13 protein-coding genes and 1 tRNA gene are annotated in these 15,116 nt (G+C 68.6%); 6 read left to right on the forward strand and 8 right to left on the reverse strand.

The genetic code is table 11. The features are described 5' to 3' along the window. Positions 1–38 precede the first annotated feature (38 nt). Both NQ706_RS06130 and NQ706_RS06135 read right to left on the reverse strand, forming a co-directional pair. Positions 39–764, reverse strand: a complete 726-nt coding sequence (locus NQ706_RS06130; protein ID WP_038566770.1) for an MIP/aquaporin family protein — start codon at positions 762–764, stop codon at positions 39–41. A gap of 194 nt (positions 765–958) precedes the next feature. After that, positions 959–1,096, reverse strand: coding sequence for a hypothetical protein (locus tag NQ706_RS06135; RefSeq protein WP_006946717.1), 138 nt, complete (start codon positions 1,094–1,096; stop codon positions 959–961). A gap of 317 nt (positions 1,097–1,413) precedes the next feature. Between NQ706_RS06135 and NQ706_RS06140 the strand changes: the two genes are divergently transcribed. The 5 genes from NQ706_RS06140 to NQ706_RS06160 all read left to right on the forward strand — a co-directional run bounded on the left by NQ706_RS06140 (position 1,414) and on the right by NQ706_RS06160 (position 7,046). Further along, positions 1,414–3,141, forward strand: coding sequence for a glycerol-3-phosphate dehydrogenase/oxidase (locus tag NQ706_RS06140; RefSeq protein WP_006946713.1), 1,728 nt, complete (start codon positions 1,414–1,416; stop codon positions 3,139–3,141). A 211-nt stretch (positions 3,142–3,352) separates the two neighbouring features. Then, positions 3,353–3,772 (forward strand): hypothetical protein, encoded by a 420-nt coding sequence (locus NQ706_RS06145; protein WP_150112708.1) that lies wholly within the window; start codon positions 3,353–3,355, stop codon positions 3,770–3,772. Between the two features lie 359 nt (positions 3,773–4,131). Continuing rightward, the gene (locus NQ706_RS06150) at positions 4,132–4,857 is read left to right on the forward strand and encodes a response regulator transcription factor (protein WP_038566765.1); all 726 of its coding nucleotides are present in this window, start codon (positions 4,132–4,134) and stop codon (positions 4,855–4,857) included. 153 nt (positions 4,858–5,010) lie between these two features. Continuing rightward, positions 5,011–6,519, forward strand: coding sequence for a cell wall metabolism sensor histidine kinase WalK (locus NQ706_RS06155; RefSeq protein ID WP_038566763.1), 1,509 nt, complete (start codon positions 5,011–5,013; stop codon positions 6,517–6,519). Beyond that, positions 6,516–7,046 carry a GtrA family protein gene (locus tag NQ706_RS06160; protein ID WP_038566760.1) on the forward strand — a complete coding sequence of 177 codons (531 nt, stop codon included), beginning with the start codon at positions 6,516–6,518 and terminating at the stop codon, positions 7,044–7,046. Before NQ706_RS06155 ends, NQ706_RS06160 begins: the two co-directional genes overlap by 4 nt. 407 nt (positions 7,047–7,453) lie before the next feature. Here the strand turns inward: NQ706_RS06160 and NQ706_RS06165 are convergent, their stop codons facing one another. Continuing rightward, positions 7,454–8,944 (reverse strand): NAD(P)/FAD-dependent oxidoreductase, encoded by a 1,491-nt coding sequence (locus tag NQ706_RS06165; protein WP_288756750.1) that lies wholly within the window; start codon positions 8,942–8,944, stop codon positions 7,454–7,456. Positions 8,945–9,284: 340 nt separating this feature from the next. Further along, positions 9,285–9,379: transfer RNA gene (locus NQ706_RS06170), tRNA-Ser, on the reverse strand. Between the two features lie 322 nt (positions 9,380–9,701). Between NQ706_RS06170 and NQ706_RS06175 the strand changes: the two genes are divergently transcribed. Continuing rightward, entirely contained in the window at positions 9,702–11,120 is a 1,419-nt protein-coding gene (locus NQ706_RS06175) for an LCP family protein (protein ID WP_167539823.1), read from the forward strand. A 170-nt stretch (positions 11,121–11,290) separates the two neighbouring features. On the opposite strand, the gene NQ706_RS06180 is transcribed toward NQ706_RS06175, so the two are convergent. From NQ706_RS06180 to NQ706_RS06195, 4 genes are all read right to left on the reverse strand, one after another. Beyond that, entirely contained in the window at positions 11,291–11,494 is a 204-nt protein-coding gene (locus NQ706_RS06180; protein WP_006946709.1) for a cold-shock protein, read from the reverse strand. 297 nt (positions 11,495–11,791) lie between these two features. Beyond that, complete coding sequence (locus NQ706_RS06185; RefSeq protein ID WP_006946739.1) at positions 11,792–12,757, reverse strand: DMT family transporter; 966 nt, start codon at positions 12,755–12,757, stop codon at positions 11,792–11,794. A gap of 84 nt (positions 12,758–12,841) precedes the next feature. Beyond that, positions 12,842–14,443: a glycerol-3-phosphate dehydrogenase/oxidase gene (locus NQ706_RS06190; RefSeq protein ID WP_051805583.1), complete on the reverse strand. Its 1,602-nt coding sequence runs from the start codon at positions 14,441–14,443 to the stop codon at positions 12,842–12,844. Next, on the reverse strand, positions 14,412–15,089 hold the full coding sequence (locus tag NQ706_RS06195) for a TetR/AcrR family transcriptional regulator (protein WP_165583802.1): 678 nt from the start codon (positions 15,087–15,089) through the stop codon (positions 14,412–14,414). The genes NQ706_RS06190 and NQ706_RS06195 overlap by 32 nt, the downstream gene beginning before the upstream one ends. Positions 15,090–15,116 lie beyond the last annotated feature (27 nt).

The following is a 15,116-nucleotide window of genomic DNA, read 5'->3' on the forward strand; positions in this document are numbered from 1 at the left end:
GTGTTCGATGCTGCTGGTGTCCAGTGTGCGCTTCTGCGTCAGCCGATGTAGGCGTGGGCGGCGAGACCGGCGAGCACACCACCGATGACGGGGCCGACGACCGGCACCCAGGCGTAACCCCAGTTGGAGTCGTCCTTGCGCGGGATCGGCAGGACGAAGTGCGCGAGACGCGGAGCGAGGTCACGGGCGGGGTTGATGGCATAACCCGTCGGGCCACCCAGGCTGACGCCGATCGCGACGACGAGGAACGCGACGTTGAGCGGGCCGGCCTGGCTCGGGGTCTTCGTGAACGCCAGGATCGTGAAGACGAGGATGAACGTGCCGACGACCTCGGTGACGACGTTCCAGAACGGCGCGCGCACGGCGGGAGCCGTCGAGAAGACGTTCGTCGGGGCGTCCTCGTGGTCGTCGAACTGCTTCTTGTAGGCGGCCCAGACCACGACGGCACCGATGAAGCCGCCGATGAACTGCGCCGCGAGATACACGAAGGTCGACGCGACGCTGATGTCGACGCCCTTCGCGTACTCATCGGCCCCCGAGGCGAGGATGCCCAGAGTGACGGCCGGGTTGAGGTGCGCGCCCGACTTGTACGAGGCGAAGACACCGGCGAAGACGGCGAAGCCCCACCCGATGTTGATCATCAGAGGCCCTCCCCCGAAGCCTCCGTTGCGGGGCAGCAGCACGTTGGCCACCACTCCGACACCCAGGACGACGAGAATCGCCGTCCCGAGAAGTTCGCTGATGAAGACCTGACCGAGGCTCATGGGTGCCTTTCTCGACGTTCGACGGTGGCATGTGACGACCACCACTCATGCTGCCGATGAAGCTTACGACAGGCACACCCCGGCAGGTCGGACGGGGACATGTTCCGCGTCACACCCGTCATCGTGGCCCTGGCCCGCGCAAGGGATCAACCAGCCGGGGCGGTTCCCACGCCTCGGGACAGCCGGGGACGACGTCAGCGCTCGGGCGAGGTCTCAGCGATCTCAGGCGTGCGACGCACCTCGGCCGGCGGCGACGTGAGGCACCAGGCCAGGCCCAGGAAGGGAACGACGGCGGTGACGGCCCACAGGACCCACGTGATGGCGTGCTCCATGAGACAGCTCCTCGAGATCGTGTCTACTTCTGCGCCCATGCTCGCACGGGGCCAGCGGCACCTCAACCGATCTCGTCGACCACCCACCAGGTCGATCGGACTCGCGCAGTTCGTCGCGGCCCCGCTGCCGGGAGAGGCCCACGCGGCAGGGCGTGGCCCACGCGGCCCGGCGAGCTGCGCCGGCGTCCGGTGAGGAATGACACCCCCGCAGGCGGTATCGGGGCCGAACAGGCGGGTCTAAGGTGAAGAAAGACCAGAGAATCGGCGCGTCTCGACGATCTCCGACGCGCCTTCGACCCGGCAGTGGAGGTTTTTCGATGACCATGCACCCGTACAGCGCACAGTTGGGCCCAAGCTCGCGCGCCGAGTCCTGGCGCGAACTCACCGAGCGTGAGCTCGACGTCCTCGTCATCGGTGGTGGCGTCACCGGCGCCGGAACTGCGCTCGACGCCGTCACGCGCGGTCTGCGCACGGGTCTCGTCGAGGCTCGCGACTTCGCGAGCGGCACGTCGTCCCGCAGCTCGAAGCTATTCCACGGTGGCCTGCGCTACCTCGAGCAGCTCAACTTCGCGCTCGTCGCCGAGGCGCTCAAGGAGCGCGAACTCATGATGACGCGCATCGCGCCGCACCTCGTCCACCCCGTCGCGTTCCTGTACCCGCTGTCGCACCGCGCGTGGGAGCGCCCGTACGTCGCGACCGGTATCGCGATGTACGACCAGATGGGCGGCGCCCGCTCCGTCCCGCGTCAGAAGCACCTGACGAAGAGCGGCACGATGAAGATGTTCCCCGGCCTCAAGAACGACGCGATGGTCGGCTCGATCCGCTACTACGACTGCCAGGCCGACGACGCACGTCACACGATGACGGTCGCCCGCACCGCCGCGCAGTACGGCGCGATCGTGCGCAACTCGACCGAGGTCGTCTCGCTCATCACCGAGGCCGACCGTGTCGTCGGCGCGAAGATCCGCGACGTCGAGACCGGCGAGACGGCCGACGTGCGCGCCAAGGTCGTCATCAACTGCACGGGCGTGTGGACCGACGACATCCAGAAGATGACAGGTGGCAAGGGCCGCTTCCGCGTGCGCGCGTCGAAGGGCGTGCACATCCTCGTCCCGCGCGACCGCATCGCCGGCGAGGTCGGCCTGATCCTGCGCACCGAGAAGTCGGTGCTGTTCGTCATCCCGTGGGGCCAGCAGTGGCTCATCGGCACGACCGACACCGACTGGGCGCTCGACGTCGCGCACCCCGCCGCGACGAGCAAGGACATCGACTACATCCTCGAGCACGTCAACACGGTGCTCGCCTCGCCGCTGACGCGTGACGACATCCTCGGCGTGTTCGCCGGTCTGCGTCCGCTGCTCGCCGGCGAGAGCGAGGACACCTCCGCACTGTCGCGCGAGCACGCCGTCGCGCGTCCGCAGCCGGGCCTCATCTCGATCGCCGGCGGCAAGTACACGACGTACCGCGTCATGGCCGCCGACGCCGTCGACGCCGCGGCCCAGGACCTCGGCCCCATCAAGGAGTCGGTGACGGAGGTGACGCCGCTCGTCGGCGCCGACGGTTACGCCGCGATGCTCAACCTCAAGCACGAGATCGCCGCCGAGTCGGGCCTGCCCGAATGGCGCATCGAGCACCTGCTCAACCGTTACGGCTCGAAGCTGTACGACGTGCTCGCCCTGTCGAAGGACGACGAGTCGCTGCTCGAGCCCGTCACGAACGCCGACGAGTACCTGCGCTGCGAGATCGCGTACGCCGTCACGGACGAAGGTGCGATGCACCTCGAGGACGTCCTCGCGCGCCGCACGCGCATGTCGATCGAGACGAAGCACCGCGGCGTCGACGCGGCCGCCGAGGTCGCCGACATCATCGCGCCGATCCTGGGCTGGACGCAGGAGCAGCGCGACGCCGAGGTCGAGTCGTACACCGAGCGGGTCGCTGCCGAGGTGAAGTCGCAGGAGCTCGACACCGACGAGGCATCCGACGCGGCCCGCCTGTCCGCTCCGGACCCGCGCCCGCAGCTGCGCAAGGTCGTCGCCACCCGCTGACGGCCCGTCCGCAGGAGCGCCGACCACACGTCCCACTTGTCGCAGATGCGCGGCAAGTGGGACGTCGCGTGTCGGGGTTCTCCCCACTCGGTGCAGTTCTACGCCGAGTGGGACGACGCGGCGTCACGTCTTCCCCGCACGGTGCGCGTGCGAGGTGCCACTGCGGATATGCGAGGTCGAAGCGCCGGTTCACTCCCTCGATGCGTACCGGGTGCTGCAGCACCGGCGTCAGCAAGCCCGCCAGCACGAACAACGGACGCAGGCGCGCCTCCATCGGCGATTGGGCGCGCCCGTCGGCGAGACGGGCAACCTGGCGCAGGCGTGGGTTCGTCGACCACTCGCTCAGCATGTCCTTCGCCATCAGCTCATGATGCGCGGGCACCGCGTCGGCGAGGACCACGGCGTCGACGAGCGGCACCCGATCGACGACCTCGCCGAGGAGATCGGCCGGCGGAGTCATCGCGATCGGCCCGGCGGCCGTCTCGGCGACGAACAAGCGCGCAGCGCCGCGAGCAACACCACCGCATCCGAATGTCGCCACCGTGCACCGTGCGGAAGGGAGATGTGCACCCGGTCGGTCGACGGCACCGGCAGGCCCTGCAGCGCTGCAGCCGTGACGGAGGCCGCGTGAGCCCGTCGAAGGTGTGGGTCCGCCGCAGGAGGTGCCGATGCTCATGTGCGCAGCTCGTTCCGGAGGAACCCCCGCGTGCTGCGCGTCATCCACACCCGTCGCTGTCCACAGGAGAGCGTCACGTTCTGAGCTCATCCTTTGCTGCTCCCACCTGATGCGGAACCGAAACACGTGGGAGGTCTCGGTGCCGGAATCGCCGCACTCGTTACCTCACAGCAACGAATGTGACGTCGACCTCCCGCCCCGCTCCCACTCGGTGCGCATCGGCGCCATGTGGGACGACACCGCTCGCCGCCCACACAGAAACGTCACAGAAACGGCATTGAAAGGACACAGTTCGGTGGCGCAGACTCGGTGTCATGAGCACCGCTGCCCCTGCCCTGAAGCGTCCTGACGGCTCGAACGTCCGCGTCCTCGTCGTCGACGACGAGTCGAACCTCACCGAACTGCTTTCGATGGCCCTGCGCTACGAGGGGTGGGACATCAAGACGGCGGCGACGGGCAACTCGGCCGTCAAGACGGCGAAGGAGTTCAAGCCGGACGCCGTCGTGCTCGACATGATGCTGCCCGACTTCGACGGCCTCGAGGTGCTGCGCCGCATGCGCGACGAGGACCCGACGCTGCCGGTCCTGTTCCTGACGGCACGCGACGCCGTCGAGGATCGTGTCGCCGGTCTGACGGCGGGCGGCGACGACTACGTCACGAAGCCGTTCAGCCTCGAGGAGGTCGTGGCACGCGTGCGCGCACTGCTGCGTCGCTCGGTGCAGCTCGCCGAGGAGGAGACGTCGCTGCTCGCCGTCGGCGACCTGACGCTCGACGAGGACAGCCACGAGGTGATGCGAGCCGGCACCGAGATCAACCTCACGGCAACGGAGTTCGAGCTTCTTCGCTTCCTCATGCGCAACCCGAAGCGCGTGCTGAGCAAGGCGCAGATCCTCGATCGCGTGTGGCACTACGACTTCGGTGGGCAGGCGAACGTCGTCGAGTTGTACATCAGCTACCTGCGCAAGAAGATCGACGCCGGCCGCGAACCGATGATCCACACGATGCGCGGCGCCGGTTACGTGCTCAAACCGGCCGGCTGATCGCGGCGGCGGGCATCCGTCGTCAGCGATCGTTGCCCGAGAACGCGTCGAGCACGACGCGATCACGGGCGAAGATGAAGGCCTGGAGCCCGTCCCCATCCCCACGCGGAGACGACCACCCGCCCTCGAGCAGCTGGGAGACAGCGACCCGTCATGATCCTCAACCCGGCCCGGTGGACGCTGCGTTCGAAGCTGCTCGCGTCCATCGTCACCCTGTTCATCCTCGTGCTGACGCTCATCGGCGCCGCGACGGTGCTGTCGATGCGCACTTCGCTGATGAAGCAGGTCGATCAGCAACTCATCGACGTCGAGCGCGCCGTCGGCGGCGGGCCGGCGGGAACCACGGAGCTGGGCGGGCCGGCGGACAAGGACTCGCACCCTCGCGCACCAGGCCTCGGGGGCAGTGTGCTGCGGCTGACGCTCGACGCGTCGTCGACGCCTCATTCGCTCGTGGTCGACCAGAACTACGTCTCGTCCGCGACGGGCACACAGTTGACGTTGTCGCAAGCGCAGATTCGCAGTCTAGCGACGGCAGACCTGGGCACGACGCCGAAGACGATGGATTTCGACGGCTCCCTCGGCCGCTACCGCGTCGTGCGTGTCCCGAAGCCCGACGGGGACATCGCGTTCATCGGGCTACCGCTCGCGCCGATCGACGACAACATCCGCGCGCTCGCCGGCAACATCGCACTCATGGGGCTGCTCGGTCTCGTCACGATCGGGGGCGCCTCGTTCCTGCTCGTGCGTCGTAACCTGCGGCCGCTGCAGCAGGTGGCAGCGACGGCGGAACGTGTCTCTGAACTGCCGCTGGGGCGTGGTGACGTGCGCACCGACGAGCGCGTACCGGTGGCGCTGACCGACGATCACACCGAGGTCGGCACCGTCGGGTTGGCGCTCAACAACCTGCTCGACCATGTCGACTCAGCGCTCGACGCGCGTCACGAGAGCGAGATGCAGGTGCGCCAGTTCGTCGCCGATGCCAGCCATGAGCTACGCACGCCACTCGCATCGATCCGTGGCTACGCGGAGTTGTCGCGGCGCGAGAAGGAGCCGGTTCCCGTCGGTGTCACGCATGCGCTGGGCCGCATCGAGTCGGAAGCGGGACGCATGACGACACTCGTCGAAGACCTGCTGTTGCTCGCCCGACTCGACGCAGGGCGCGAGCTCGAACGCGAACCGGTCGACCTGACGCGCGTCGTCGTCGAGACCGTCAGCGATCTGCACGCGGCCGGGCCCGAGCACGTGTGGCATCTCGACCTGCCGGAGGATCTGGAGGACTTCCCGGAGGTCATCGGCGATGAGGCGCGCCTGCGTCAGGTCGTCATCAACCTCTTGGCCAACGCGCGGCGTCACACCCCGGCGGGCACGACGGTGACGGCCGGCCTCGCGCGGCGCGATGACGACGTGCTGCTCACCGTCACCGATGACGGCCCCGGCATCCCGCCCGAGTTCATGCCGCACCTGTTCGAGCGGTTCACGCGCGGGGACGCAGCGCGAACGCGTACGGAGGGCTCGACGGGGTTGGGGTTGTCGATCGTCGATGCGGTCGTCGCGGCGCATCACGGTACCGTGCGGGTGGAGAGCCGGCCGGGACGCACGTGCTTCACGGTGTCCCTGCCCCTCGAAGATCCGCGGCCATCGTCTCAGGAGGACCGATCGTGAACCCGACGCCCGGCGCGGACACCGCGCGCCGCTCGACGACCGCGCCCGTCTCTACTGCTTCGACCTCATCGGGTTCGAGCGACGAGTCGATGACGGCGAGCGCTCCAGGCAGCAGCCGCCTCGACGCGCTGCGCTCCCCCGGAGCGGCGCAGGCGATGCGCTTCGCGATGGTCGGCATCGCCTCGACGGTGCTCTACACGGTGTTGTTCGCCGTTCTCGACACGCGAATGAACCACCAGATCGCGAACATCTTGGCGCTGCTCATCTGCACGGTGCTCAACACGTGGGTCAACCAGCGGTTCACGTTCGACGCAGCCGGCCACGAACGCGGCCGTGACGCTCACCTGCAGAGCCTCGCCATCCTCGTCGTCACGCTCGCCGTGACGAGCGGAGCCCTCGCCCTCGAACATCACCAGTGGCCGCAGGCCTCGACGCTGTGGGACACCGTGACGGTGACCGTCGGCAACGCCATCGCCACCGTCATCCGCTTCGTGGTGTTCCGCCGTATCTTCGCCGCCCGGGACTGAACGGGCGCGGCGCACGGTGCGCCCGAGCCATCGAGGCCCGTCTAGTCCGTCCCCCGATCTACAGGTCCTCGCTTCACCGGGTGCTACCGGTCATTGCGTCGATGCTCCAACTTCGGATGCATTCAGCACCGCACTCATCGAAACGGAGCGACCGCACCCGCCGACGACGATCAAACTCTCACGTCTAGTTGCCAGGATGGAGGTACCGGCGGACCACAGCAACCAGGATGCCGTCGTCATTCGCTCTCAGGTCCACTCCCACCGGTACCCGCGCCTCTCCGACACTTGACTGAGAGACCTGCCGTGCCATGCCCTGGCCCAACGTCACGCGGTGTGGCCGTCCGGCCAACCTCCGCGTCCAATAACAGGTTCCACCGCCCGTGGGGATCCGTCTTCGCAGTTCCGCTTCAGGCGAAGACGACGTCCGTCGTCACGTCCGGGCGGCGCATCTCGCGCGCCTCGGCGAGATAGTTCTGCCGCATCGTCCACGGCGCGGCGTCGCTGCGGCGCGGCATGATGTCGGCCGCGCGGCGCAGATAGCCCGAATCCATCTCGAGCAGCGGGCGCCGGCCGAGCCCTGACGGCGGGACGGGCGTCGCGCTGCGGTAACCGCCGTCACGCAGATGCTTGATCATCCGCGCGACGAACCGGTGCGACAGGTCACCGCGCAAGCTCCACGACGCGTTGATGTAGCCGACGCAGAGCGCCGCGTTCGGCACGCCCTCGAGCATGCAGCCGCGGTAGACGAGACGCTGCGAGACGTCGACCGGCTCGCCGTCGATGCGCAGGCTCGCGCCGCCGAGCAACTCGACGGCCAGACCCGTCGCCGTCACGATGACGTCGGTCTCGAGCAGCTCACCCGAACCCGTACGCACCCCGCCCGGCTCGACGCTCGCGATCGTGTCGGTGACGACCCTGGCACGCCCGTGCTTGACCGCCTTGAACAGGTCGCCGTCAGGCACGATGCACAACCGCTGATCCCACGGCGCATACGGCGCGGTGAAGCTGTCGACGTGCTCCTCACCCGCGCCCTGACGGACGTTCGCACGCAGCACCGCACGCGCCGCCCGCGGCAGGCGCCGCGCCGTCTGGTACGAAGCCCACTGCGCCGCAACGTTCTTCGCCCGCATGACGGCGTGCTTGCGCTGCGGGCTGAGCCGCTCGTCCGGGATCTTCGCCAACGCCGCCGCGAGCGGATCACGCGACGGCTGCGCGAGCACATACGTCGGCGTTCGCTGCAGCATCGTCACCTCCGCGCCGAGATCGGCGAGCGCCGGCACGAGCGTCATCGCCGTCGCACCCGAGCCGATGACGACGACGCGCCGGCCCGCCACGTCGAGATCTTGCGGCCAGAACTGCGGATGCACGACCTGGCCCGCGAACTCCGCGAGACCGGGGATATCCGCCGCATACGGCTCGGCGTAGCTGTAGTAACCGCTGCACGCGTGGATGAAGCCGGCCGTCGTCTCGACCTCGCCGTCAGGCGTGTCGACGCGCAGCCGCCACACCGCGTCAGCACTGCTCCAATCCGCGCTGACGACCTTGTGCCGCAGACGAATCCGCTCACTCACACCGAACGCGTCGGCCGTCGAACGGATATAGTCGAGGATGTCCTCACCCGCCGCGATCGCCTTCTCCTGATGCCACGGCGCGAACGGATACGACATCGTGTACATGTCCGAATCCGTTCGCACCCCCGGATACCGGAACTGATCCCACGTGCCACCGAGCGCATCCCGCGCCTCGAGAACGACGTAATCGACGCCCGGATTCGCCTCCTGGATGCGACACGCCGCCCCGACGCCCGACAACCCCGCACCGATCACGACGACATCGACGTGCTCCACCTGCTGCTGCACACCCACCGACACGACGAACTCCTCACTCCACGAACACACCACCTGCGAGGCTAACGACCCCGACGTGGGCGCGTGGCCCGTTGAGACAGGTGCGATACCGAGGGGTGGGGTGCCGTGGCGCCCGGGCGGGCGGCCGAGCTGTCGGAACGGGCGGAGGGACTCCGTCGGCGCGACGTGCGCTCACTTCGCTCTTGTGGCGGCCCGGGCGAGTTGTTGAGCTGTCGGAACGGGCGGAGGGACTCCGTCGGCGCGACGCGCGCTCGCTTCGCTCGCGGGCGTCGTGCCTCCTCCTCAAATCCCCCGTACCCATTCAGCGAGAGTGACGAGGGCCCCGCCGGGGCGACTTCGTCGCGCCCGGCGGGGCCCTCGTCACTCTCGCTGGCGGAGGCGGAGGGATTTGAACCCTCGATGGGGCTATAAACCCCAAACCCGCTTAGCAGGCGGGCGCCATAGACCGGACTAGGCGACGCCTCCTCCGCGCAGCTTTCGCTGCAGCCCTGAAAGGTTATCCGACCCGCCCCGCCACACCAAACCGCCTCCCCCCGACACGTCAACACAGGAGACTCACACCTGGGCTTCGGCCGGCGTCGAGCTTCGTCACCAGATTGAGACATTTCCTCCTTCATCCCTCATGATGGAGTGTCAGGGGCAGCTTTCGGTGCCCTCACACGCAACAGAGAGGGCCACGATGGCGAGGCAGGCGGAGCACGAACCATCCGGTGCGCACGCACCGTCCGACGTGACCCGCTCGAGCGAGCGTCAACGCCGCCGTGCGACGCTACGCCGCTCTCTGTCGTTGACATTTCTGAGCACCCTCGTCCCCGGCCTCGGGTTGATGTGGACGAAACGTCGCACCGTCGGCGTCATCCTCCTGCTCATCGCCGTCATCGCCGGCATCGCTCTCAGCATCTTCCTCCTGAGCGGTAACGTCCTCACCGGCGCCGCCAACGTCCTCACCTCGACCGGCCTCAAGCTCGCCCTCGTCGCGCTGGCCGCTGCCCTCGTGCTGTGGTTGACGTCGATCGTTCTCACCGCGCGCACGACGCACACCGACGGCTGGTCGCACCGCGGCGACATCCTGTTCAAGGCCTTCACCGCCCTCATGTGCCTCGCCGTGACGATGCCGCTCGCGCGCGCCGTCAGCACCGTCACCGTCACGCAGGACGCGTTCGGCACCATGTTCATCGAGAACGGCAAGGGCGCCGCCTCCACCAAGGAGAACGCGTTCAAGAAGAAGGCCCGCGTCAACCTCATGCTCGTCGGTTCCGACGCGGGTAGCGACCGCACGGGCATCCGCACGGACTCGCTCATGGTCGCCTCGATCGACACCCACACGGGTGACACGACCCTCATCAGCATCCCGCGCAACTGGAACTACGTCCCGTTCCCCGAGTCGAACCCGCTGCACAAGCTCTACCCGAACGGCTTCCACTGCCCCGAACGTGGTGCGGGCGACCCCTGTTGGATGGATGCGGTGTGGAGCGAAGCTGACACGCAGCACCCGGAGTTGTTCCCCGGTGAGCAGTACGCCGGCCTCAACGCGACGCGCGACGTCGTGCAGGAGATCATCGGCATGCCGATCGACTACTCCACCGTCATCAACCTCAAGGGCTTCCAGGACCTCGTCGACGCCATGGGCGGCGTCGACATGACGATCCCTCCCGGGGGCATCGCCATCGGCGGCAAGATCGAGGGCGGCGCGATCGTGCCCGGCTCGATCACCGGCCGCATCCCCGAAGGACGCCAACACCTGAACGGTCAGCAAGCCCTGTGGTACTCACGCAGCCGCGTCGAGACCGGCGACGGCGACCGCATGCGCCGTCAGCGCTGCATGGTCAACGCACTCATCGACCAGACCAACCCCATCTCACTGGTCAACCAGTTCCCCTCGATCATGAAGGTCGCCAAGGAGAACATCCTGCTCGACCTGCCGCAGAGCGAACTGCCCGACCTCGCCGACCTCGCGAACACGATGAAGAAGGGCCAGACGAAGAGCGTCAACCTCGCCTACCCCGTCATCAGCGACAGCCACCCCGACTACGACAAGGTGCGCGCCCTCATCAAGAAGGGCATGGATCGCTCGACGCCGGCCCCGAAGCCGAAATCCAGCTCGAGCGCTTCGTCGTCGACCGCCCCGAACTCGTCGTCGAGCAGCGCGAGCACCAGCTCATCGAGCAGCGACCAGGCCATCGACGACACCACGGCCACCTGTTGATCGTGCGCACGACTGAACGCAGACTCGGCTGCGCCGCCCACCCCACGAGGGACGGGCGGCGCACTCGTCTGCGTGACGGGCCCCGCCCGAGCATGACGGAGTCGGCGCACGACGAAGCCCCCAGCCGAACGGCTGGGGGCTTCGTACGAAAACGCTACGAGATCAGATGATCAGGCAGCCGTGACGTTCGAGGCCTGCGGGCCCTTGTCGCCCTGCGTGATCTCGAACTCGACGCGCTGACCCTCGTCGAGCGAGCGGTAGCCGTTGGTCTGGATGGCGGAGAAGTGAACGAAGACGTCGGCGCCGCCGCCGTCCTGCTCGATGAAGCCGAAGCCCTTCTCAGCGTTGAACCACTTCACAGTGCCCTGTGCCATGGGAAATCCCTCAATCTGTTTCTCTGCGTTGAGCCTGCACTTTTTGCAGGCTCAGGCTGATGTGCATGCCGTGAACGCCTGAGGTGATGTACAACAGGGGTAAAACCGGGTTCTGCAAAGCAACCACCCTCACGCTAACACGAGCGGCCCCGCGGGCTTCATTCCACGCGTCCCGCGAAGGTGAATAGTTGGTGACCCGCAGCAGCTGGAGCAGTGGGCGAGAGCGTCACTTCCAGCCCGAGCAGGACCTCGAGCGCGCATCGGAGCATCGAGCCGGGTAGGTGTGCGCCGCCGGTGTCACTCGTTACGCATCGACAGCGGTGTGGCGCCGCCGTCCATCGCTGCCGCGAGTTCGGCCTCGGCGGCCGCGCCCTGGGCGGCACGCACCGAGCTCAGCTTGACGACCGAGTACAGCAGCAGCGCGAGCCCGGCCACCTCACCGGCGACGGCGAGGGGCGTGTCGCGCAGTTGGTCGCCGTAGACGCCGACACCGATGAGGACGCTGAACAGCGGATCGAGCGAGGCGACGACGGGCAGCACGACGTTGAGAGGCGCCGCCGCGAACGCCACCTGGTTGAGCGCCAGACCACAGGCAGCGAGCGCGATGAGCACCCACAGCTGCCACGACGTCAGCACCGCGTCGAGACCGAAGAGGTGTGAGATCTGCGTCGTCGACTTCATCAACCCGGCCGTCGTCGCGTAGACGATGGCGACGGACGCTGCGAGCGCCCGGGCACGCATCCGCGGGCGCATCGAGCGCGTGCCGAACACCGCGCCGAGGACGAACAGGCCGCCCACGACGGCGAGGATGATGGCGGGCACGCGACGACCGATGGCCGTCTCTCCGTGTGCGGAGATCGCGTCGGAGACGAGCAGGAACATCACGAGGCCGGCGACGAGCGTCAGCGAATGGAGGATCTCCGAACGTGTCGGGCGCGTACGCAGCATGACGTGGTTGAGCCCGAGGCTGATGACGAGCGACATGCACAGCACCGGCTGCACGACCGAGAGGCTGCCGTACTTGAGGGCGAGGATCTGGAAGACGACGCACAGCCCGTCGAACACCATGGCGATGGCGAACGTCGGGTTCGCGACCCATGCCACCGCCGCGGCGCGCAACCCGCGCCGGGGGAGCTTCTCACCGTCCGCTCGCTCGTCGACCGCCGGCTGCTCCACGGCATGCTGTGCGGCGCGGTGCTTGAACACCGTCGACAGCGCCGCACACGCACTGGAGGCGACAGCCAGCAGCAGGACGAGCAGCATGCGACCTCCGAGCGACGACGTTTTCGGACGCCACGGCATCGGCCTCCCGGCCTCAGGGTACTGGCCGAGGGCGGTCAGGGACGTTCAGGCACGGTGGTGCGCGACTGGGAGTTCTCTGAAGGTGTCCAGACCCATCTCGCGCCGCAGAACCTCCGCCGCAACGGCGCGAGCCGGCTCGAGGTCTGCGTCGACAAAAGCCAGGCGCGTGCGGCGCTCGACGAGATCGTCGAGCGTCATGGCACCCTCGTGCCGCACCGCGTGGACGAACTCGGCGACCAGCGTCGACGATCCGGGCACGACGCGCTCGGCGTAGAACGACGATTCGTCGGCGATCGCGGCCACCGACGGGGCCAACGTGCCGTAGCGGCGCACGAGCCGCTCGGGCGCCGCGACGCGAGCGAGGACGTCAGTCGGGGCTGCGCCGAGAAGCGGAAGCTCACGCGTTCGGCACGATGCGACCACGCCTCCGACGCGCCGGGCTACGGCGTCGACGGCGTCCTGCGCCATGCGGCGATACGTCGTGAACTTTCCTCCCGTGATGGTGATCGGGGCGCCCGGCTCGTCGAGGAGCAGGTGCTTGCGCGAGGCGTCCGCGGTCGCGCCTTGCCCGCTCGAGGCGTCGGCGCGCGTCACGAGCGGTCGCAGACCAGCGAAGCGCCCGACGACGTCGTCACGCGTCAGCGGACGGGCCAGGACGGCGTTCATCGTCGCGAGCAGGAACTCCTCGTCTTCGTCCGGGACGGAAGGAGCGAGCGGGTCGGCGTCCGGGTCGGCCTCGTCCGTCAGCCCGATGAGGACGAGCCCGTCGACGATCGGAATCGCGAACACGTAGCGGCCAAAGTGCCCGGGCACCGGTGCGACGAGCTGCGCCGAAGGGTTACCCACCGCGCTCGCCCGGACGACCAGGTGCGAGCCACGCGAGGGCGTGACGGTGAGACGCTCGTCGTGCTCGCCGCTCCACACCCCCGTCGCGAGCACGATGTGGCCGTGGGCGACGAACGACTCCCCCGTCAGCTCGTCGGTGAGCTCGACGGACTCAGAGTCGAGCGGACGCGCCGCACACCGCGTCACGACGTCGGCGCCGTGCGCCGCGGCGGTGCGCGCGAGGGTCGTCACGAAGCGCGCGTCGTCCTCGAGCTGGCCGTCGGTGTAGCGCAGCGCCGCGCGGCCGCGCACTGCGCCAGGGACGAGCGACTCGACGTCACGCACCCGAATGCGGCGCGGCGCGGCGAGGACATTCGACGGCGTGCGGCTGACGCGGCGCAGCCCGTCCGAGAGGGTGATGCCGAGGTTCGAGACGGCCGCCTCACCGATGCCGGTGTCGAGCACCACCGTGTGCAGCGGCCGCACGAGATGCGGCGCGATGCTCGTCATCAGATGATGACGCTCGCGCGCCGACTCGTAGGCGGCGGCGAGGTCACCCTTTGCGAGATAGCGCAGGCCGCCATGGATGAGCTTGCTGCTCCACCGACTCGTCCCTGCCGCCAGATCGACGCGCTCGACGAGTGCCGTGCGCAGCCCGCGCGACGCCGCGTCGAGCGCCACGCCGACACCCGTCACCCCGGCGCCGACGACGATGACGTCGTAGCGCTCGTGGGCGAGGCGGTGCAGTGCCGCAGCGCGTTGGGTGGGGTTGAGGCTGCCCACGCTGGGGTCACTGGCGGGGTGGCCGGGGGTGGTCGACATCAGGAGCGGCCTTCCGTGGGGTGGTCCGGTGGTCAGAGGCTGCCGGGCTGGGCGCGAGGTACCCGTCGAGCAGATGGGCCGCCTCGGCGAGCCACACCTGACGAGGGGCGATCTGCTCGAGCGGTCGACGGCTGACGAGGTAGGGCATGAGCGCCTGCATCGCGCCCATCGCGAGGACGTCGGCCGGCGCGTCGCGCACCGAGCCATCGAGCTGCGCGAGGGCGATCGCGGCGCTCAACGCGTCGAGAATGCTGCGCTGGCTGCGCCCGACACGTTCGACGAGATAGGGCAGGAGCAGTTCGGGGTCGTGCTCGATCAGCGCCTGCGTGAACTCCGTCGAGAGCGCCTCGAGCGTGGTGATCGCGGCGCGGACGATGACGTCGCGGGTGACGGCGCCCGCCTCGCCGTCGGCTGGTTCGCTTGCGGTTTCGTTCGAGGGAACCTGGGGCAGCGCGTCGCTTGCGGCGGCGGCGAAGTCGGCGACGAGGGCCTCGCGCACGAGGTCGTCGAGCGTCGCGCCACGTCGGTAGAGGGTGGCCCGACTCATGCCTGCGCGGCGGGCCACCGACGTCATCGTCGCGCGGCGAAAACCGTAGGCGATGACCTCCGCCCGCACTGCGGCCAGCATTGCATCGTCTTGCGTCATGCGTCCTCCTCGCTGTGTGGTCGCCGC

This window comes from Dermacoccus sp. BD5 (assembly GCF_044878485.1).
Lineage (GTDB): Bacteria > Actinomycetota > Actinomycetes > Actinomycetales > Dermatophilaceae > Dermacoccus > Dermacoccus nishinomiyaensis.

What these genes read in the sequence shown, in the direction of transcription:
- NQ706_RS06140 (WP_006946713.1), top strand. Translation starts at nt 1,414, where the DNA reads ATGACCATGCACCCGTACAGCGCACAGTTGGGCCCAAGCTCGCGCGCC.
- NQ706_RS06185 (WP_006946739.1), bottom strand. Translation starts at nt 12,757, where the DNA reads ATGCTGCTCGTCCTGCTGCTGGCTGTCGCCTCCAGTGCGTGTGCGGCG.
- NQ706_RS06150 (WP_038566765.1), top strand. Translation starts at nt 4,132, where the DNA reads ATGAGCACCGCTGCCCCTGCCCTGAAGCGTCCTGACGGCTCGAACGTC.
- NQ706_RS06130 (WP_038566770.1), bottom strand. Translation starts at nt 764, where the DNA reads ATGAGCCTCGGTCAGGTCTTCATCAGCGAACTTCTCGGGACGGCGATT.
- NQ706_RS06155 (WP_038566763.1), top strand. Translation starts at nt 5,011, where the DNA reads ATGATCCTCAACCCGGCCCGGTGGACGCTGCGTTCGAAGCTGCTCGCG.
- NQ706_RS06180 (WP_006946709.1), bottom strand. Translation starts at nt 11,494, where the DNA reads ATGGCACAGGGCACTGTGAAGTGGTTCAACGCTGAGAAGGGCTTCGGC.
- NQ706_RS06195 (WP_165583802.1), bottom strand. Translation starts at nt 15,089, where the DNA reads ATGACGCAAGACGATGCAATGCTGGCCGCAGTGCGGGCGGAGGTCATC.
- NQ706_RS06190 (WP_051805583.1), bottom strand. Translation starts at nt 14,443, where the DNA reads ATGTCGACCACCCCCGGCCACCCCGCCAGTGACCCCAGCGTGGGCAGC.
- NQ706_RS06135 (WP_006946717.1), bottom strand. Translation starts at nt 1,096, where the DNA reads ATGGAGCACGCCATCACGTGGGTCCTGTGGGCCGTCACCGCCGTCGTT.